The 20,740-nt window shown below is 42.8% G+C and carries 17 protein-coding genes; 6 read left to right on the top strand and 11 right to left on the bottom strand.

The window, feature by feature from the left end; genetic code table 11:
• Nucleotides 1-35: 35 nt before the first annotated feature.
• On the bottom strand, nt 36-2,009 hold the full coding sequence (locus tag OIZ54_RS09430; RefSeq protein ID WP_138611353.1) for a monovalent cation:proton antiporter-2 (CPA2) family protein: 1,974 nt from the start codon (nt 2,007-2,009) through the stop codon (nt 36-38).
• A 133-nt stretch (nt 2,010-2,142) separates the two neighbouring features.
• Here OIZ54_RS09430 and OIZ54_RS09435 point away from each other — a divergent pair, with 133 nt between their 5' ends.
• Complete coding sequence (locus tag OIZ54_RS09435) at nt 2,143-3,039, top strand: GGDEF domain-containing protein (protein WP_264390256.1); 897 nt, start codon at nt 2,143-2,145, stop codon at nt 3,037-3,039.
• Between the two features lie 67 nt (nt 3,040-3,106).
• Here the strand turns inward: OIZ54_RS09435 and OIZ54_RS09440 are convergent, their stop codons facing one another.
• From OIZ54_RS09440 to lpxB, 6 genes are all read right to left on the bottom strand, one after another.
• Nucleotides 3,107-3,445 carry a hypothetical protein gene (locus OIZ54_RS09440; RefSeq protein ID WP_264390257.1) on the bottom strand — a complete coding sequence of 113 codons (339 nt, stop codon included), beginning with the start codon at nt 3,443-3,445 and terminating at the stop codon, nt 3,107-3,109.
• The gene (gene tilS, locus OIZ54_RS09445) at nt 3,446-4,750 is read right to left on the bottom strand and encodes a tRNA lysidine(34) synthetase TilS (RefSeq protein ID WP_264390258.1); all 1,305 of its coding nucleotides are present in this window, start codon (nt 4,748-4,750) and stop codon (nt 3,446-3,448) included.
• A gap of 91 nt (nt 4,751-4,841) precedes the next feature.
• Nucleotides 4,842-5,798, bottom strand: a complete 957-nt coding sequence (gene accA / locus OIZ54_RS09450; protein WP_004586940.1) for an acetyl-CoA carboxylase carboxyl transferase subunit alpha — start codon at nt 5,796-5,798, stop codon at nt 4,842-4,844.
• A gap of 16 nt (nt 5,799-5,814) precedes the next feature.
• Entirely contained in the window at nt 5,815-9,306 is a 3,492-nt protein-coding gene (gene dnaE, locus OIZ54_RS09455; RefSeq protein WP_054983466.1) for a DNA polymerase III subunit alpha, read from the bottom strand.
• 3 nt (nt 9,307-9,309) lie between these two features.
• The gene (gene rnhB / locus OIZ54_RS09460; protein ID WP_096041417.1) at nt 9,310-9,912 is read right to left on the bottom strand and encodes a ribonuclease HII; all 603 of its coding nucleotides are present in this window, start codon (nt 9,910-9,912) and stop codon (nt 9,310-9,312) included.
• Entirely contained in the window at nt 9,902-11,059 is a 1,158-nt protein-coding gene (lpxB, locus tag OIZ54_RS09465; RefSeq protein ID WP_096041416.1) for a lipid-A-disaccharide synthase, read from the bottom strand. The genes rnhB and lpxB overlap by 11 nt, the downstream gene beginning before the upstream one ends.
• A gap of 291 nt (nt 11,060-11,350) precedes the next feature.
• On the opposite strand from lpxB, the gene OIZ54_RS09470 reads away from it, so the two are divergent.
• The 5 genes from OIZ54_RS09470 to cydC are packed head-to-tail and all read left to right on the top strand — an operon-like array spanning nt 11,351 to nt 17,744.
• Nucleotides 11,351-12,934, top strand: a complete 1,584-nt coding sequence (locus OIZ54_RS09470) for a cytochrome ubiquinol oxidase subunit I (RefSeq protein WP_096041415.1) — start codon at nt 11,351-11,353, stop codon at nt 12,932-12,934.
• On the top strand, nt 12,931-14,070 hold the full coding sequence (gene cydB, locus OIZ54_RS09475; RefSeq protein WP_024033821.1) for a cytochrome d ubiquinol oxidase subunit II: 1,140 nt from the start codon (nt 12,931-12,933) through the stop codon (nt 14,068-14,070). Before OIZ54_RS09470 ends, cydB begins: the two co-directional genes overlap by 4 nt.
• A 12-nt stretch (nt 14,071-14,082) precedes the next feature.
• On the top strand, nt 14,083-14,247 hold the full coding sequence (cydX, locus tag OIZ54_RS09480) for a cytochrome bd-I oxidase subunit CydX (RefSeq protein ID WP_004586934.1): 165 nt from the start codon (nt 14,083-14,085) through the stop codon (nt 14,245-14,247).
• Nucleotides 14,237-16,009, top strand: coding sequence for a thiol reductant ABC exporter subunit CydD (gene cydD / locus OIZ54_RS09485; protein ID WP_096041414.1), 1,773 nt, complete (start codon nt 14,237-14,239; stop codon nt 16,007-16,009). Before cydX ends, cydD begins: the two co-directional genes overlap by 11 nt.
• Nucleotides 16,002-17,744, top strand: a complete 1,743-nt coding sequence (gene cydC / locus OIZ54_RS09490) for a thiol reductant ABC exporter subunit CydC (RefSeq protein WP_096041413.1) — start codon at nt 16,002-16,004, stop codon at nt 17,742-17,744. The genes cydD and cydC overlap by 8 nt, the downstream gene beginning before the upstream one ends.
• Before the next feature lie 192 nt (nt 17,745-17,936).
• On the opposite strand, the gene OIZ54_RS09495 is transcribed toward cydC, so the two are convergent.
• The 4 genes from OIZ54_RS09495 to lpxD form a co-directional block, all read right to left on the bottom strand.
• The gene (locus OIZ54_RS09495) at nt 17,937-18,323 is read right to left on the bottom strand and encodes a septal ring lytic transglycosylase RlpA family protein (RefSeq protein WP_096041412.1); all 387 of its coding nucleotides are present in this window, start codon (nt 18,321-18,323) and stop codon (nt 17,937-17,939) included.
• Nucleotides 18,324-18,460: 137 nt separating this feature from the next.
• Entirely contained in the window at nt 18,461-19,231 is a 771-nt protein-coding gene (gene lpxA, locus OIZ54_RS09500) for an acyl-ACP--UDP-N-acetylglucosamine O-acyltransferase (RefSeq protein ID WP_029773689.1), read from the bottom strand.
• Between the two features lie 2 nt (nt 19,232-19,233).
• The gene (gene fabZ, locus OIZ54_RS09505) at nt 19,234-19,686 is read right to left on the bottom strand and encodes a 3-hydroxyacyl-ACP dehydratase FabZ (protein ID WP_055253107.1); all 453 of its coding nucleotides are present in this window, start codon (nt 19,684-19,686) and stop codon (nt 19,234-19,236) included.
• A 26-nt stretch (nt 19,687-19,712) separates the two neighbouring features.
• On the bottom strand, nt 19,713-20,735 hold the full coding sequence (lpxD, locus tag OIZ54_RS09510) for a UDP-3-O-(3-hydroxymyristoyl)glucosamine N-acyltransferase (protein ID WP_064386080.1): 1,023 nt from the start codon (nt 20,733-20,735) through the stop codon (nt 19,713-19,715).
• Nucleotides 20,736-20,740 lie beyond the last annotated feature (5 nt).

The raw sequence follows: 20,740 nt of genomic DNA on the forward strand, positions 1-20,740 counted from the left end.
AATAACTTGCATCTATGTCAGTAAAAAAATGCTTTTTATTCAAGCCCATCGAGTAGGTAATGCTCTACTCGCTCTACCCGCCTAGGCTTACCTTGCAATACCAATACATCGTTTGCGCACAATGTGGTGCTGGTTGATGGGTCGTCTATTTCTTGCCCCTCTCGGCGCAAAGCTTTTACAGTCACGCGGCGTTTAGATAAGTTAAGCTCGTCTATTGTTTTATCCACCGCATAGGCTTGATCTGGCAACGCGACTACGTGTAGATATTCTAAGCGCTCAGAGGAGGTTTCTTCGTTATCTTTAAAGTAACCGGCGTAAAAACTTTGCATAAGCGGGTAGCGATTACGGCGCTCTTTACTAACACGGCGCACAATACGTGTCATCGGTACACCCGACATCGACAACACATGCGAAACCAACATTAAGCTTGCCTCTAACGACTCAGGCACCACCTCAGTAACCCCCAACTCTTTTAAGTTGTTTAATTGGCTGTCGTCGCGGGTTCTTATTAGTATTTTAACGTTGGGTGCAAGCTGCTTTATCGCGTCTATTACCACGTGGGCATGCTCAAGCTCTGTAAAGGTAATAATCACTAGGCGTGCTCGCTCTACCCCTGCGCACTTTAAAATATCTTTTTGTTTTACATAGCCAAATATTACTGGCTCACCTGCGGCTTTGCCCTCTTGTACTAAAATAGGGTTACTTTCTATAGCAACGTAATCTATGGCTTCGGGTTTTAAAAATCGCGCTATAGTTTGTCCTACGCGTGAAAAGCCACAAATAACCACGTGATCGTTATATAAGGTGCTACTTTTAGGCTCGCTCTCCCTCGCCATACTGGGGTGATCTAAAATACCTAATTGCTTTAAAATTAGTGGGGTTTTATCAATTAAAAACGGGGTTAGCGCCATCGAAAGCACCCCTAAGGCAATTAAAAACGACGCTTGCTCTGAATTGAGCAACTCATGCTGACCTGCCAGAGCAATAAGCACAAACCCAAATTCTCCCATTTGCCACAGCATAACGCCGCAGGCTAGCGAGTCTTGATTGCGCTCATGCATTAATCGGGCACTTAATGCCAGCACGGTAATTTTTAATATTAACAAGCCAAATAACGCGCCAATAATTACAAAACCATGCGAAAGCACAAATAAAATATCGAGCTGCATCCCCACAGTTACAAAAAACAGCCCCATTAAAATATCGCGAAATGGCCTAATATCAGCCTCGAGTTGATGGCGGTAATGGCTCTCTCCTAGCATCATGCCAGCTAAAAATGCCCCAAGCGCCATTGATAAACCAAACATGTAAGTTAAAAAGCCGGCAAATAACGCCACCAAAATTGTGGTAAGTACAAACAGCTCATCGGTTCGTACCTGCGCTATTTCTTTAAATACTTTAGGCAGCACCCATTTACCAATCGCCCACAGTAATAAGCACACAAACGCGCCTTTTGTAAGCGCAAATGCCAGCGCCCAACTAATACTTTGCGAATCGCTTGAGGCAAACAGTGGCAAAATAATAAGTAGGGGCACAACGGCAATATCTTGAAACAGTAATACGCCCACCGCCAGTTGCCCACGGCGCTGGTTTAGTTCGCCAGTTTCTTTTAATAGCTTAACCACCACCGCGGTTGAAGAAAGCGCCATAATTGTGCCAATGGTAAAGCTAGTGAGTAAGCTAAAATTTAAGCAATATAAAATAATAATGAAGAGCAAGCTGGTAACACCAACTTGTAACGAGCCCAGTCCAAACACAATATTGCGCATGGCCATTAGCCGCGATATAGAAAACTCGAGCCCTAAACTAAACAGTAAAAATACGATGCCCAGCTCAGCAATAAACTCAATTTCGTGAGATTGCGCAAGCCAACCAATGCCATGGCTGCCAGCTAAAACGCCTGTTGCTAAATACGCCAAAATAGGCGGCAAGCCAATGCGCTTAAAAAACCATACAAAAAGCACCGCCGCCACTAACAAGCCAAAAATTTGAGCGTTTATACTTTGCAAATTCGGCCTCCAGCGTCAATTAAACTACGGAATGAACTTTAAATATAGCAACCATATGTTTATCAAGCAATTTTAAAATATGGCATAAAAATAGCTTAGTTATTGCAAAGTAACACCCTGGGGGAAGATTTTAATGGAAAATGTCCATATTTTGACACAACGCGTGTCTGGGCGCGGCGATTTTTTGCCGTTTTCGGCAGAGCAAACACACACAAACGAAACAGCGGCAACGCACGATTTAGTTACCGAGCTACAAACAAGCCTAGTAATAGAAGATATATTGGCTATTTATGCAAAATTTGCCAAACAGCTACTTAACTTTTCAGGGCTGCAGTTTCAATCAACGCTCGGCACTGCACAAACCTCAGATAGCAACACGAACACTAGCCCGTACTCTTACGATTTAGCTATTGGTCGCGAGCACTTAGGACAGCTAATTTACTTTAGCCAATACCCTATTAGTAAAGCGATTGAAAACAAATTACGTGCCCTGCACAGCGCCCTTGTGTACCCACTGCGTAACGCAATGATGTACAGCCGAGTGTTAAAACTTGCCACAAAAGATGCGCTTACCGGGTTAAATAACCGTAGCCAATTTAATGACATGTTATCGCAAAAGCTCGAAAATTGCCGCCGTTACCAGCGTCCTTTTAGTTTAATGCTGCTTGATTTAGATAACTTTAAGCAAGTAAACGACAACTATGGTCATAAAGTAGGTGACGATGTTTTAAAAGAGTTTTCGCAGGTACTTTGTAGCAGTATACGCGGCACCGACTCTGTATTTAGATTTGGTGGCGATGAGTTTTCGCTGATTATTGAAGACCCCGAGTTTACAACAAACAAAGTGGTTGCTGAGCGCATTATGCACTTAGTCAGAAACTCAAGTTTAATGTCTAAATATAAAGTAACCACCAGCATTGGCTTTACCCTAGCCAATAGCCAAGATTGCGAAACAGAAATATTTGCTAGAGCCGATAAAGGCTTATATAAGGCAAAAGCCTCTGGGCGCAACTGTGCAAAAGCATATTAGTATTTGTATAACTCTATTATTTATAAAAGCTTAGCCTCCCCCGCTAAGCTTTTTTATTATAAATTAATTATTTATTAGCCAGTAATTTATAAACAAACAAGGCTGCACAAAAGCCAAAAAAGAAGCCGCTCACTAAATTAAGCAATGCTGTTATGATTGCAAGCGGGGTAAATAACACTAAAACCAATGGTAAACTTACCCCTAAAATAAAAAATAACCCGCCTTTACCTAACCAGTAGGCAAGCAGTAATACCGCCGATATCACCCCGCCCACAACGGCATAACCTAATGTAATAATATTAAGCTCTAGTAATACATTGGCTATAACAGCTACTAACGCTGTTATTAACATACCCATTGGCGCTTTGCTAACTAGCGATAAGCCTACATGTGGCTGATCTTTCATTTATTTACACTCCCAAAAAATGCCGTTTTCGTCTTGGTGTTTTTCACTTACAAAATAACCAACAACTTGCACAAGCTCGTCGTTATAAAATATTAAAGGCACGCGCTCCCTTAACCACGGGGCTACTTTTGCATCTTTAAACCAGTGTTTAAGCGTATTGCTGCCTGGCTTTTTTAACGGCTTTATACGCGCACTATTACAATTAAAGCGCACGGTGACTTGCTCGCTTGGTAAAGGGGCACGTAGGCCTTTACCTTGTTGCTTTATTAATACACGCCCATCATTAAGCGCAAGCTCATTGCTCGTTAGCGCTTCATCGGTTAACAGCGTGTGTGGTGTAACAAAATACAAACGCCCTTGATGGCGTCGTATTTGCCCCTCGCTTAAATCAACCTGCATTTGCGCATCAGCCTGCGCATTTATGGCTTGGTTAATTATTTGCAAAAGCTGCTTTTGAGAGGGCATTACTTGGGTAAATAAGCTAAGCCATGCACGAACCACATTGGTTATGCGCACGTCGCTGTAGGTGGTTAGTTGGCTAACGCTCAGTGCTTGATGGACGTTTACGCTTTGTTTTAAATCAAGCTCAGTGTACTCATCAAGTAGCGCTTGTTGTTGCTGTAGTAACTCAATGCTGCGCCCAGCACAGTGTTCAAAACCTTTAAAACGCTTTGCAAGTAAAGGCACTACACGCGCACGTAAAAAGTTACGATCGAAACGCTCATCGGTATTTGAGTCATCAGTTATGTGCGTAATATTAAACTCTGTGGCAAAGTGCTCTATATCACTGCGCGTTATGTTTAAAAGCGGTCTGTAGCATATTCGCCCGCTTTGTAGTTCACGCATTTTTTGCATTGCGCCTAACCCTTTTAAGCCAGATCCGCGCTTTAACCGCAGTAAAAACGTTTCTATTTGATCGTTTAAATGCTGACCCAGCAAAATAACACTGCCCGCGGGGCTTAGTTCATCAAGTGCTTTGTAACGCGCCTCACGTGCCTGCGCTTCAAGGCTTGTTCGTGTTTGCGGGTTTATTGTTACCTGCGCGGCATTAAACGGTACATTTAGCTCAGCGCACAAGTTTTGGCAAAAGCGCTGCCAGTCATTCGCGTATTGGCTTAAACCATGATTAACATAAATCGCGTTTACGTTTAGCTTTGGTTGCGCTTGTTTTAATAAGTGCATTACATGAAGCAATACCACCGAATCCACGCCACCCGAAAGCGCCACCGTAAAGTTATACTGCTGGTGCTTAAAAAAGTGCTCAAGGGCGTGTTTAACGTGCTGATAAATAGGTGATGCTTGCATGGATACGCTATAAATTTAATGTTTGCAGTATTTTAAAACAAAAAAGCCGCATAAGCGGCCTTTTTTAACAATAAATGTGTTGGTTAGCTAATTAGCAGTAACCAAACGACATTAAACGTTTGTAGCGTTGATCTAGCATGTCTTCAAGCGATAGCGCTTGTAAGTCAGCAAGGTCACGTTTTAAACGTGTTTTTAAGTTACGTGCCATTGCATCGTAATTGCGGTGTGCGCCGCCTAAAGGCTCTTCAACTAAGTTATTAATTAAATCGAGCTCTTTAACACGCTCTGCAGTTACACCCATTGCCTCTGCGGCAAGTGGTGCTTTATCGGCGCTTTTCCATAAAATTGAAGCACAGCCTTCTGGCGAAATTACTGAGTACGTGCTGTATTGCAACATGTTAACTCTGTCGCCAACACCAATGGCTAATGCACCACCAGAGCCGCCTTCGCCAATAACCGTACAAATTGTGGGTACTTTAAGTGCCGCCATTACTTTTAGGTTACGTGCAATTGCCTCAGACTGACCGCGCTCTTCAGCGCCCACACCTGGGTATGCCCCTGGGGTGTCGATAAAGGTCATGATTGGCATTTTAAAACGCTCGGCCATTTCCATTAAACGTAGCGCTTTGCGGTAGCCTTCTGGTTTTGGCATACCAAAGTTACGTTTAATTTTTTCAGCTGTATCGCGCCCTTTTTGCTGACCAATCACCATTACTGGTTCGCCATCTAAACGTGCAACACCGCCTAAAATAGCCGGATCGTTAGCAAAAGTACGATCGCCTGCAAACTCGTCAAATTCCGTGAAAATGCGCTCGATATAATCTCGAGTGTAAGGACGCAACGGATGACGCGCTAACTGCGATACTTGCCAAGCGCCTAAATTTGAGAATATTTCCTCTTTTTGCTTAGCGCTTTTTTCTTTTAATTTGCTGACTTCCTCTTCTAACTCAAGGTCTAATTCGCCAGCGCGGCTTATGCTTTGTAATTCTTCAATTTTTGCTTCTAATTCTGCAATCGGAAGCTCAAAATCAAGATAATTGAGGCTCATGCTCTAAACTACCTAATCAGTTAAATTCTAGTTCTACATCTTGTGCCGCCATGAGTGATAACTTATGAATTAAGTCGTCGCTCGGCGTAACACACCATTCGATCCCTAGGGTTAATTGAGCCAACGCATCGGGGCGCTGGTAATAAACCTTGATCGGACACGTTCCCATTTTATAAGGTTCGAGTACTTTTTGTAATTTATCGAAGAAACCTGCCTCGATTTGCACCATGTTCAGCGTCATTTTAATCGCTTTAATGCGTTTTTCACGCGCTTGAGCAATGGTGTTTATTTCTCTGGCGGTCATTGTAATGCCACCGGAGAAGTTATCAAAGCTGACCTGTCCAGATATTACCAAGATATTGTTTACTTGAAGCATTTCTTGGTACATTTCGAACTGTTCAGGAAACAAGCGTACATCAATACGGGCGCTCTTGTCATCTAAAGTTATTAAGCCCCAACGATTTCCTTTTTTATTAATTAAGGTCCGCGCTGAAATAACTAAACCCGCCGCCGTAGAGAGTACATCACGATTTGTTGGCTGTAAATCCACCAGCTTGCCGCTGGTGTAATGTCTAAGTTCACGACGATACTGATTTATCGGATGCCCTGTTAAATAAAGGCCTAGCGTGTCTTTTTCGCCATCAAGCCATTGGTTATCGGTAAGCGGTGTGGCTTTAATAAAGGCTTGCTCAACTTCATCAGGCTCAGTGGCCAGTAAGCCAAATAAATCGCTTTGCCCAAGTTGCTCAGCTTTGTTGTGCTGATCGGCAGCGCGCATGGCATCTTTTAAACTTGCCAGTAATGTTGCACGCCCTGCTTGGGTTTTCTCTGGCCCGAGTTGATCAAGTGCACCGGCGTAAATTAATTTTTCGGTCACACGTTTATTTAAGCGTTTTAAATCTACACGGGCACAAAAATCAAATAAATCTTTAAATGGGCCGCCTTTTGCGCGCGCTTCTAAAATAGCCTCTACCGGCGCTTCACCTACACCTTTAATAGCACCAATACCGTAAACAATTTCACCTTGCAGGTTTACCGTAAATTTAAATTCTCCGGCATTTACATCAGGCGGTAATAAGGTGAGCTTCATGTTTTCACATTCATCCACCAAGATTACTATTTTGTCGGTGTTATCCATATCGGCCGACATTACCGCAGCCATAAACTCTGCCGGATGGTGCGTTTTCATCCACAGCGTTTGGTACGAAACCAGTGCATACGCTGCCGAGTGAGATTTATTAAAACCATAACCTGCGAATTTTTCTACCAGGTCGAAAATTTTAATCGCCAGTTCGCCGTCTATACCATTATTGCGTGCGCCTTCTTCAAAGGTTGAACGCTGTTTGGCCATTTCTTCGGGTTTTTTCTTACCCATTGCACGACGTAGCATGTCGGCGCCACCAAGCGTATAGCCTGCTAGTACTTGGGCAATTTGCATTACTTGTTCTTGGTACAAAATAATGCCGTAAGTAGGCTCAAGTATGGGCTTTAAGCTTTCGTGTTGGTATTGGGCATCTGGGTATGAAATTTCTTCTCGCCCAAGCTTACGGTCGATGAAGTTATCTACCATGCCTGATTGCAGTGGGCCTGGGCGGAACAAGGCTACCAATGCAATCATATCTTCAAAGCAATCGGGCTTTAATCGACGTACGAGGTCTTTCATGCCGCGCGATTCTAGCTGGAATACCGCGGTTGTTTCGGCGCGAAGTAATAGCTCTATACTTTTTTTATCATCCAGTGGAATGGTATTTATATCAACGGGCGCTTTGCCTTCGCGCTTCATGCGCTCGTTGGTCATATCCACAGCCCACTGCAAAATCGTCAAGGTACGTAAGCCCAAGAAATCGAACTTAACTAGGCCTGCGGTTTCTACATCGTTTTTATCAAACTGTGTTACCGGAAACTTACCTTCGTCATCGCAATAAAGTGCAGCAAAGTCGGTAATGGTCGTCGGCGATATTACAACACCACCGGCGTGTTTACCGGCATTACGTGTACACCCTTCGAGGATGCGACACATATCGATTAAATCTTTTACCTCTGAGTCGCCATCGTAGGCTTCTTGTAAACGCGGCTCTACCTCAAAGGCTTTGGCAAGCGTCATCCCGGGATCCCCTGGGATCAGCTTAGAAATTCGATCGACAAACCCATAAGGGTGGCCAAGTACACGGCCTACATCGCGTATTACCGCTTTTGCAGCCATGGTACCAAAGGTAATAATTTGTGATACCGCGTCCCGCCCATACAATGCCGATACATGGTCAATTACCTCATCACGCCTGTCCATACAAAAATCGACATCGAAATCGGGCATTGATACACGTTCAGGGTTTAAGAATCGCTCAAAGAGTAGGTCAAATTCAAGCGGATCAAGGTCGGTAATTTTTAGGGCATATGCCACTAATGAACCCGCACCCGAACCACGCCCTGGCCCCACTGGAATATTGTTATCTTTACTCCACTGAATAAACTCCATTACGATTAAGAAGTAGCCTGGAAAACCCATTTGGTTAATTACGCCAAGCTCTACTTTTAAGCGCTCGTCGTATTCGCCTCGTTTTTCTTGTCGCTCTTGTTCATCGGGGAATAAAAACTGTAGTCGCTCTTCAAGGCCGTCTTCTGAAACTTTAACTAAAAAGTCTTCAATTTTTAACGAGCCTGTTGGGTAATCAGGCAAAAAGTAAGTGCCTAGTTGCACCGTTACGTTACAGCGTTTGGCTATTTCTACCGTATTTTGCAGCGCTTCAGGAATATCGCTAAATAGCTCGGCCATTTGCTCAGGCGTTTTTAGGTATTGCTCTTGTGAGAATCGTTTAGGCCGGCGTTTATCATCAAGGGTGTAACCGTCAAAAATAGCCACACGAATTTCGTGCGCTTCAAAATTTTCGGGCTTTAAAAAAACCACTTCGTTTGTGGCAACAACGGGCAGCTGCTCTTTTGCTGCAAGCTCTACCGCCATATGCAGGTAGTCTTCTTCAAGCGGACGGTCGGTGCGAATAAGCTCTAAATAGTAATGATCGCTAAAATGCTGCTTATAAAAGCTCACTACAGATTCAATAACGCCTGGGTTATTTTTTAATAAGGCTTTACCTAAGTCACCATCTTTTGCGCCTGAGAGAATAATAAGCCCTTCTTTGTGCTTAACTAGCCATTCTCGGTCAATCACTGGGCGATGAAATATATGCCCGCGTTGGTAAGCTTCAGATATTAATAAGGTAATATTTTTATAACCGTCGTTGTTTTTAGCTAGCAACGTAATACGGCTTGGCTCATCTGGAAACTCTGGGCTGCGCAACCAAAAATCGGCTCCCACTATGGGTTTAATACCGGCACTGTGAGTTGCGCCATAAAAACGCACTAAACCACAAAAGTTCATTTGATCGGTAATTGCCAGCGCGGGCATTTCAAGCTCTTGCGCTTTAGCAACAATAGGCTTGGTTTTAGCTAAGCCATCGACCATCGAAAAGTCTGAGTGAACCCGTAAATGTACAAAATCTGGAGCAGCCATTATTTATGCCTCGCCCTTTGCTTGCATTAGCACACGTTGTACCGGCTTAAAACTTTTACGGTGCTCTTCAATAGCGCCGTATTGCTCAAGCGCTGCAAAATGTGCTTTAGTTGGATACCCTTTGTGCCCTGCAAACCCGTATTGCGGGTAGCGTGTATCAAGCTCAAGCATTTCATCATCACGCGCTACTTTGGCTAAAATAGAGGCTGCTGAAATTTCAGCCACTAAACTGTCGCCTTTAACAACTGCTTGAGCCGGCATAGCTAATTTAGGTAAGCGGTTACCATCTACAAATACAAACTCTGGTTGCGTACTTAACCCCTCAACTGCACGCGTCATTGCAAGCATAGTTGCATGCAAAATGTTTAATTCGTCAATTTCTGTTGGGCTACAACGACCAATGGCATAACACAGCGCTTTTTGTTTTATTTCTATAGCCAGTGCTTGGCGCTTTTTGTCGGTTAGCTTTTTAGAGTCAGCTAAACCTGCAATAGGATTCGCTGGGTCAAGTATTACCGCAGCGGTAACAACATCGCCGACAAGCGGGCCACGCCCTACTTCATCTACACCGGCAATTAAGGTTACGTTGGGTCGTTCAATTTGCATTTATTAACTCCGCCACAGCCTTGGCTGCTTGTTTGCTGGCATTTAATCTAATTTTTTCGTGGATGGCTAAAAAGCGTGCTTTTAGTTCTTTATTATCGGTATTTAGCATAGGCGTAAGTGCGCCCGTTAAATTAGCCACGTTACATTCACTTTGTAAAAACTCCGGCACTAGCTCTTCATCGGCTAATAAGTTTGGCAGTGAAAAATATTTAATGTTAAAGGTAAACAAGGTTTTAAAAATCCAATAGCTCATTGGCTTAATTTTATAACCCACCACCATAGGCTTTTTATACAGCATGCCTTCAAGCGTTGCTGTGCCTGATGCCATTAAAATGGCATCGGCTGCTTGCATGGCTAGTTTTGACTGACCATCGAGTAGGTTTACATTTAAATTTGGTGCAGTGGCATTTAAAATTTCACTAAATTGCGCTTTGCGTTTTTCGTTAACCAACGGCACCACTATTTTAAGGTCTGGGTTTTGCGCTTGTAACTGCGCAGCTGTATTTATATAGGTTTCGCTGAGCAAGCCTACTTCTGAGCCACGGCTACCTGGCAGTAAAGCCAGTACTTTGTCGTCGGTATTTAGGCCAAGTTCTTGGCGGGCTTGGCTATCGTCGTGCTCAAGCGCTATATCGTCAGCTAAGGTGTGCCCTACAAATGTACACGGTACTTGGTGCTTATCGTAAAATTCTTTTTCAAACGGCAGCAAAGCAAGCACTAAATTTGTGGCAGCACTAATGGTATGAATGCGTTTTTCGCGCCATGCCCAAACCGAGGGGCTTACGTATTGAATGGTTTTAATACCGGCATCTTTTAAAGGCTTTTCTACGCGTAGGTTAAAATCGGGCGCATCAATACCGATAAATACATCGGGTGGGTTATCTTTAAAGTGCTGTACCAGCTGCTTACGTATTTTAAGTAAACGCGGCAAACGCCCTAATACTTCAACCAGTCCCATTACCGAGAGCTCGTCCATGTCGTAAAGCGTTTTACAGCCTTGCGCCTGCATTTTTGGCCCTGCAATGCCTTCAAAAATGGCATCTGGAAAGTGCGTTTTGAGTGCTTTAATTAAGCCTTCGCCTAAAATATCGCCCGACAGCTCACCTGCCACAATACCAATACGTAGTTGTTTTTTCTCTTTATTCATTCGACTTTATTTATCAGGCGTTCATAGCGGTTAGTTTACCGTGTTTTAATGTTTGGTTAAACGCTTTAAATTAACGATTATTTGTAACTAATTTAGTACCAAACGATTGTTTGTATTTCATACTGATGTAGCATGGTGAATATATATTAACTTTTTCTAATATGTTTATTGACAAAAATTGTGCAAACGTAAATAATATTCCAAACTTTCAGTAATTACTGAAAGCTCATTAACTTCAACTTTGCCAATTATTAATTGCCTTGTTAACCCGTCACCCTCAAGGAGCCAAAAATGATAGATGAAACCTTTGTGGATCTATCGCGATTGCAGTTTGCTGTTACCGCACTCTTCCATTTCTTATTCGTACCTTTAACCATAGGTATGACCTGGATTTTAGTTATTATGGAATCAGTTTATGTTATGACCGGTCGCGAAATTTATCGTGATATGACTAAATTTTGGGGAAAATTGTTTGGTATTAACTTTGCCATTGGGGTGGCAACGGGCCTGACCATGGAGTTTGAGTTTGGTACTAACTGGTCTTATTACTCGCATTACGTAGGCGATGTATTTGGCGCCCCGCTCGCTATTGAAGGCTTAATGGCGTTCTTTTTAGAGTCGACCTTTGTGGGTATGTTCTTTTTAGGCTGGGATAGGTTAACTAAGCGCCAACATTTGGGCGCTACATTTTTAATGGCGCTAGGTACTAATATGTCGGCGCTGTGGATTTTGATTGCTAATGGTTGGATGCAAAATCCGGTAGGGGCAGAATTTAACTATCAAACTATGCGTATGGAAATGATCAGCTTTGCAGAGCTTGTATTTAACCCTGTGGCGCAGGTTAAGTTTATTCATACGGTATCGGCAGGTTACGTAGCCGCTTCTATGTTTGTACTGGGCATTAGTAGCTGGTACATATTAAAAGGCCGTGATTTAGCCTTTGCTAAGCGCTCGTTCTCGGTGGCATCGGGCTTTGGTTTAGCATCCATATTGTGTGTCATTTTATTAGGTGACGAATCAGGCTACGAAGTAGGCGAAGTTCAAAAAGTAAAACTTGCCACCATAGAAGCTGAGTGGCATACCGAAGAAGCACCCGCTGCGTTTACCGCGCTTGGTTTTCCTGACTCAGATGAGCAGGTAACGCATGCAGCAGTAAAAATACCTTACGCACTGGGTATTATTGCTACCCGCTCTTTAGATGAGCAAGTTATTGGTATTTCTGATTTAGAGAAAAAACACGAGGTACGCATTCGTAACGGCATGATAGCGTACGAATACCTCCAAAAGCTAAGAAATGGCGATGACAGCGAAGAAAACATAGCTAAATTTGATTCTCTTAAAGCCGATTTAGGTTATGGCTTGCTGCTAAAACGCTATACCCCCAATGTGGTAGATGCCACAGAAGAGCACATTCAAATGGCAGTTAAAGACTCGTTCCCTAAAGTGGGGCCTATGTTTTGGTCATTTAGGATAATGGTGGCCTGTGGTGTAGCTATGCTGGCCGTGTTTGTATTGGCATTTTATTACAACGCACACCGTATTATTGAGCAAAAACGTTGGCTACTGTGGGCTGCAGTATTAAGTATTCCGCTACCATGGATTGCAATAGAATTTGGTTGGATCGTTGCTGAATATGGTCGCCAGCCTTGGGCTATATCAGAAATATTACCGACCTTTTTAGCGACCTCGTCACTGACGGTAAACGATATTTTAATTAGCTTAACTGGGTTTATTATTTTTTACACTGGCCTTGCTATTGTAGAAGGTTGGTTAATGGTGCGCTTTATTAAACAAGGCCCAAGCTCGTTACATACAGGTAAGTATCACTTTGAGTTACCAAACAAAGCAGATAAAGACGCAGGAGAGCAATTATGATTTTTGATTATGAAACATTAAAAATGCTGTGGTGGTTGCTCATTGGCGTACTGCTAATAGGCTTTGCAATTACCGATGGCATGGATATGGGCGTAGCGATGCTGCTTCGCCTAGTTGGTAAAACAGATTCAGAGCGCCGCACGGTAATTAACACCATTGGCGCCCACTGGGACGGTAACCAAGTATGGTTTATTACCGCAGGCGGCGCTTTATTTGCAGCGTGGCCTATGGTGTATGCCGCTGCATTTTCGGGCTTTTACTTTGCCATGATGCTGGTATTGTTTGCGTTATTTTTTAGGCCTTTAGGTTTTGATTACCGCTCAAAAATAGACTCTAAACGCTGGCGTAATAACTGGGATTGGGGCTTATTTGCAGGCAGCGCCATTCCGGCTTTAGTATTTGGTGTGGCATTTGGTAACTTATTTTTAGGTGTACCATTTAACATTGATAACTTACTGCGTGTAAGTTACCAAGGCTCGTTTTTTGGCTTACTCAACCCATTTGGCCTACTGGCAGGTTTAATTAGTATCACTATGTTAATTGCCCATGCAGGCATGTGGCTACAACTGCGCACAGCAGATGCCGTTGCAGAACGCTCAGCGCAATATGGCCGCTACGCATTAGTGGTATTTATTGTACTGTTTGCGGCTGCGGGTTTTTGGGTAGCAAACATAAATGGCTACCAAATTGTTTCTATGCCTGATACGCAAAGCCACGCAGATCCGTTGGCAAAAGTTGTAAGCACAGCGCAAGGTGCGTGGCTTAATAATTACAGCGAGCGCCCATGGACAATGACCTTCCCTATTTTAGGCTTTGTTATGGCACTCAGTGCTTTACTGTTCTCTAAACTAAACAAGCCAGCGCTAGGGCTTATTTCAACCAGCATTATGTTAATTGGCGTTATTATGACGGCGGGTGTGTCGCTGTTCCCATTTATTATGCCATCTGTTAATAACCCAGATATTAGCTTAACTATTTGGGATGCGGTGTCGAGCCACAGAACGCTTAATATTATGTTTGTTGCTGTTGTTATATTTATTCCGTTAATTTTGGCCTACACCACCTGGTGTTACGTAAAAATGTGGCGCAGAGTAACGGTAGACGAAATTGAAAACAACACGCACGGTAGCTACTAAGGAGACTAAATTATGTGGTATTTCGCTTGGATTTTAGGTGTACTTTTAGCCTGTACCTTAGGTGTTATAAATGTAATGTGGTACGAGTTTCATCAAAATAAAAACAGCATAGCTGATGATGAACAACCGATGCACGATTTACTAAACGAAGCTAACAACACAAAAGATGACGACTAATCCCCGACCAAATCGCGCGCAGCAGCAATCTCTGCGCGCTTTTTTAAAACGGCAAAGTAAGCCTGCGGGTGCATGGTTAAAGTTAAGTATTGCACTGGGCACATTTAACGCTATTTTAATGATTGCAGGCGCCTATTTACTGGCACAAACTATTCATAACGTAATGTTTGAAGGCGCAAGCCTTAGTCAAGTAACCCACTTTCTTTGGCCACTTGCGGGTATTATTTTACTCAGAGCCCTGTTTTTAGCTATCAGTGAAAGGCTCAGTGCTTATGCGGCACTTAAAATAAAGTCGGCTATGCGCCAAACCTTATTAACCAAATTAACGCAACTTGGCCCAAGTTATATTGAACAACACGGCCAAGGAGCCACGCTCAACACCGTGCACGATGGCGTTGAAGCACTGCACGACTACTACGCTAAATACTTGCCAGGCGTTGCTTATAGCGCGCTTATTCCGCTGGCAATATTGGTGGTTATTTTTCCAACCGACTATAAAGCAGGCTTAATATTTTTATTAACCGCTCCGCTTATTCCGTTTTTTATGATTTTGGTGGGCTCAAAGGCCGAGGCGTTAAATCAAAAAAGATGGCAGCAACTGGCCGTACTAGGTAATTACTTTTTTGACCGCGTACAAGGTTTAACACAACTTAAATTATTTAACGCAACGCAAAAAGAGCTTAAACAAATAGCAAAAATTTCTGATGACTTTAGGCACGCTACACTCGGTGTTTTAAAAATTGCCTTTTTATCATCATTTGCGCTGGAATTTTTAGCCACAATTAGTGTGGCACTGGTAGCGGTAATCATTGGTTTTAGACTGTTTTTTGGCACGCTTGATTTTGCAACCGGCTTTGTTGTTTTACTACTTGCCCCAGAATTTTACTTACCACTGCGCCAATTAGGCAGCCACTACCATGCCCGTTTGCAAGGTATAAGCGCTGCGGCCGATATGGTCACTATTTTAAATGCCCCACTTCCTGAGCAATCACAGCAACATGAAACAAAGTTTGAGGAGCATATAAGCTCAATAAACATAAACAACTTAAACTTTACCTACCCAAACAGTAACGAAGGCATAAAAAATATAAACCTTACGCTACCCGCTAAAGGGCTAGTGGCAGTAGTAGGTGCTAGTGGCTCAGGTAAAAGTACTTTATTTGATTGTTTATTAGGGTTTCATCCGCAGGTGATTGAACAAATAAGCATTAATAATAAATCACTTGATGCTACAAGCATTAGCACATTACAAAACGCAATTGCGTGGATCCCACAAACCCCAACGCTTTTTTATCAAAGCATTAGCGATAACATAAAAATAGCCAAGCCAGCCGCTACGCAACTAGAGCTTGAGCAAGCCGCACACCAAGCGGGCGCCTTAGATTTTATAAACACGTTAGAGAATGGGTTCGACACCCTGATAGGTGAGCAAGGTGAAGGGCTCTCTGGCGGTCAAAAGCAGCGTATAGCCCTTGCACGGGCGTTTTTAAAACAAGCGCCTATTTTAGTGCTTGACGAACCGACAGCCCACCTTGATAGCCAAACCGAGCAGCTTATTCAGCAGGCTATAAATAATTACGCTAAAAACCACTTAGTGTTGGTCATTGCCCACCGGCTAAATACAGTCAAAAACGCAAGCAATATCCTTGTTATGCAAAATGGCGAAATAGCACAGCAAGGTACTTACAGCCAACTTGAGCAACAACAAGGCGCATTTAAATCACTCCTTAATTTACAAGCACAAGGAGCAAACAATGACTAATTTTATTAGGCTATTAAAGCTTTGCCGCCCGCATTATAAAGCCATGCTACTGGGTACTTTTTTAGCAACGCTAACGGTACTTGCAAACGTGGGCTTATTAGCTATATCGGGGTGGTTTTTAGCCTCAATGGCGGCAGCGGGTATCGCAGGCGTACAAATGAATTACTTTACACCTGCAGGAACCATTCGATTTTTAGCGATTGTACGAACTGCATCACGCTATGGTGAGCGCTTAGTAACACATAACGCGACGTTTTTATTACTTAGTGAAATACGCGTTAATATGTTTGCCACGCTAAGTAAGCTAAACAATGTAGATTTAGCAATGAGCCGCAGCGCCGATTTAGTTAACCGCTTACAAAATGATGTGGATGCGCTTGATAAGTTTTACTTAAACATATTACTACCTATGCTGGTAGCGCTGTTGAGTGTGCCCATAATTATGGTGTTTATGGCGGCTTATAACGCCAATGTTGCGCTTATTTGTTTTACTGGCATTTTATTAATTGGTGTTGTTTTACCTGCGCTGTTAAGTGCTAAATTAAATAAAAATAGCCATAAAGAAACACAGCTCAGTGCACAACTTAGAGCAGAACTTTCTGACACCCTAACCGGCCTTAGAGAGCTGAGTATTTATCAGGCACGTGCTGGGCAAATTTCAAAATGTAATGAACTAAACGAGCAATATAACCAACAACTTTATAGTCGCCATAAAGCACTCGCAAATAGCGACGGTTTAAGTTTGCTGGTTGTGCAGCTAGCTATGCTTGGCGCCATAGTTACTATTGTGCCTCTGGTTTACAGCGGCGCAATGGTAAATGTAGAGCTTGCTATGTTAAGCCTATTTGTATTAGCAAGCTTTGAAACTGTATTACTGTTGCCTAATGCATTTATAGAGCTGCCCACTGTACTCAAAGCCGCTGAGCGACTATTTACACTGGAAGATAAAGTCACAGCGCAAGAAGCTAATAGCGCTGAGTTAGTTGAGATGCAGTTTGATAAAAACAATACAACTTTGGCGCTTAATAACATTGGCTATAAATACCAGGAGCACAGTGCTTTAGCTAATATCAGCTTTACCCTTAAAGCACAGCAAAAAGTAGCGATTGTAGGCAGAAGCGGCAGTGGTAAAAGCACCTTGGTTAATTTACTCACCGGGTTATGGCCTGTGCAGCAAGGCAGTATTAGGCTAAGCGATGAAAATAACGCAGAAGAACTCCACGCACTAAGCAGCAACACCCGCGCAAGCATTATTAATATACTCGCGCAGCAGCATCATATTTTTGATGGCACATTAAGTGAAAACTTACGCTATGCAAAGCCAAGCGCCACAAAAGAAGAAATGCTTGAAGCCATTAACCTTGCACAGCTAAAACCTTGGTTTAATGAGCTACAAGATGGTTTAAAAACCCGTTTAGGCACAGGTGGGAGAAGTGTTTCTCAAGGCCAATCAAGGCGCATAGCCATTGCGCAAGCTTTATTACAAAACCCTGCCATTTTAGTCCTTGATGAGCCTACAGAAGGGCTTGATAACCAATCTAAGCAAACGGTAATGAACGCTATTATGCAGGTAATGAGTAACGCAAGCGTACTTACCATTACCCACGACCCAGCTCTTTTAGCGCAAATGGATAATATTATTTGGCTAGAAAATGGCAGCCTTGTAGCGCAAGGCACTCATAAAGAGCTTAGCGAAACATATACCGATTATGTTGCCTTAACTACTCGGTTTTAACTTGAACTCTGGTTAAGAGATTTACTAACCAACCGAATATTAATGAAACTTAATTCTGTTTTTCTCTAGCTAGAAATTTTAAGTGGAAACAAGGCGAATTTACGCGTCAATAGCTAGCCTATTGCAAGAAAATTAAACGCAGTTAGCGCTAAAAATAGCTGCTTGAGATAGATATATTATCCAGAAACCAAGTTAATCATTTAATACGCTGATTGATACATCTATAACGCCGACTTTAGGGTCGGCAATTTTTTTAAACATACCTAACGATAAATCAATAACCCGCCCTTTAACGTACGGGCCTCTATCGTTTATTCTCACGATCACCGATTTGTTATTTGCCAAGTTTGTAACCTTCACTTTTGTACCAAAGGGTAATTCTAAATGCGCAGCAGTGGATGCATTTTGGCTAAATGTTTCGCCGTTTGCTGTTGTGCGACCATGGTATTTATTAGCGTAATAAGAGGCTTTACCTAACTGAGCACGCTCGCCATTAGCAGAGGTAACTAGAGGTTGGCTGCTACACGCAGCTAAAATTGATAAAAAACTGAGGGTAAAAATTAACTTAGTAAAAGACATAGATGCGCTTTAATTATAAAAATTCGCGCAAAGGTTAACCTTACGTGGCTGAGTGTGTACTGAATTAAAATATTTTATAGGCAATAAAAAACCACCGGCGATTACTCTTAGGTGGTTTTTTTAAAAGCATAAAGCGCTTATCTTACGATACCGCGCTCAGAGCTTTTCACAAAATCAATCATGGTTTGTACTGCAGGATACTTAGCGGCATCTTCACTTAGTGAGGCAATTGCTTCGTCCACACTTAAGCTCTTACGATAAAACGCTTTATAAGCACGGCGTACGGCCATAATTTCGTCGCTTTCAAAGCCACGACGCTTCATACCTTCTTTATTGGTCGCAGCAGGGCCTGCTGGCATACCAATGGTGGTTACAAATGGCGGTACGTCTTTATTAACACCTGAGTACATGCCAATAAATGCGTGATCACCAATTTTACAAAATTGATGCACACCTGAGTTACCACCTAAAATAACCCAATCGCCTACATGCACGTGGCCTGCAACGCTTGCGTTATTAGCAAATATAACGTTATTACCAATTACGGCATCGTGAGCAACGTGGGTATACGCCATAAATAAGTTATTGCTACCAATTTTAGTAACACCTTGGTCTTGAATAGTACCACGGTGAATGGTTGCACACTCACGTATAACGTTGTTATCGCCCATAATAAGAGTGGTTGGTTCGTTGTTGTATTTTTTGTCTTGGCAGGCTTCGCCTACTGACGCAAATTGAAAAATATGATTGCCAGAGCCAATAGTAGATGGCCCTTTAATAACAACGTGAGACTCAATAATACAGTCATCACCGATCACAACATCATTGCCAATATAGCTATATGGACCAACTGAGACATTGTTGCCTAGTTTAGCGCCAGGTTCGATTATTGCTGTAGAATGGATCACTATTAAAACTCTCTTCTCGCACACATAATTTCGGCACTACATACAACCTTGCCGTCGACTCTTGCTTCAGCGGCAAATTTCCATATATTGCGACGCTCTTTTAAAAACTCTACATGCAAATGCAGTGTATCGCCCGGTATAACTGGCTGTTTAAAACGTGCGTTATCGACTGCAGCAAACAAGTAAAGCTCGTTATCGCTACGGTTTTCTACTGTTTTAAATCCTAATAAACCGGTGGCTTGCGCCATGGCTTCTAATATTAGCACACCAGGGAAAATTGGCTGATTTGGAAAGTGGCCAGTAAAAATAGGCTCGTTAACCGATACATTTTTAATCGCATGCAGTGACTCGCCAGGCGTAAAGTCAATTACACGATCAATTAAAAGCATCGGGTAGCGGTGTGGTAATAAACTTAAAATTTCTTGAATATCAAGGCTATTTAATTCGTTTGCCAAAATAGCATCCTTATTAGTGTTCAACGTTATGACTTAGCCAATGCTTCAAGCGCTTTGAGACGTGATTTCATGTCTGAAAGATTACGCAAGTGGGCAATTGATTTACGCCATTCTTTATTAGTTGTATGGGGCATACCAGATGAGTAAATACCCGGCTCGGTGATCGATTTAGTCACCATACTCATGCCGGTAATTATAACACCATCACATACTGACATGTGACCATTAATTGCGGTCATGCCACCTATTTGGCAGTTTTTACCAATGGTTACACTACCTGCTAGTACAGTACAGCCTGCAATTGCAGTACCCGAGTTAACTTCAACGTTGTGTGCTATTTGACATTGGTTATCGATGATCACATTACTATGAATAATCGTGTTATCGAGTGCGCCACGGTCAATTGTTGTGCTTGCGCCCACTTCAACCTTGTCGCCGATAATCACAGAGCCTAGCTGAGGAATTTTAACCCACTGCCCGCGCTCGTTTGCATAGCCAAATCCGTCACTGCCAACCACACTGTTTGCTTGAAATAAACAATCAGCGCCAATTTCAACATCGTGATAAATAGTCACACTCGGCCAAAGCTTTGTGCCAGAACCTATTTTAACACGTTCACCGATGAAACTGTTCGGACCAATTTGTGCGTTATCACCAATCACTGCACCGGCTTCTATAACTACATTTGCGCCAATGGCAGCACTTGCACTTACCGTTGCACTTGGGTGAATAGTCGCACTAGCGTGAATACCTTGCTGCGCCGCTTGCGGGGTTGTATCCATAAATTGTGCAAGCTTTGCGTAGCTCACATACGGATTTCCAACAATGATTTTTGCGCCACTAAAATACGGTGCATCGGCTTCGCTAAGAATAACAGCACTGGCTTGTGTGGTTTCAAGCTGCGTACGATATTTTGAGTTCGCTAAAAATGCAATATGCCCAGAACGGGCATTTGCAAGTGTAGCTATTTTTGTAATTTCTAAAGCGCCATCACCTTGAAGTTCGGCGCCTAGAAGTTCCGCAATGTGCGAAAGCGTATAATTTTGCATAGAGT

The sequence above is a fragment of the Pseudoalteromonas sp. A3 genome (assembly GCF_025942345.1).
Taxonomy (GTDB): domain Bacteria; phylum Pseudomonadota; class Gammaproteobacteria; order Enterobacterales; family Alteromonadaceae; genus Pseudoalteromonas; species Pseudoalteromonas atlantica.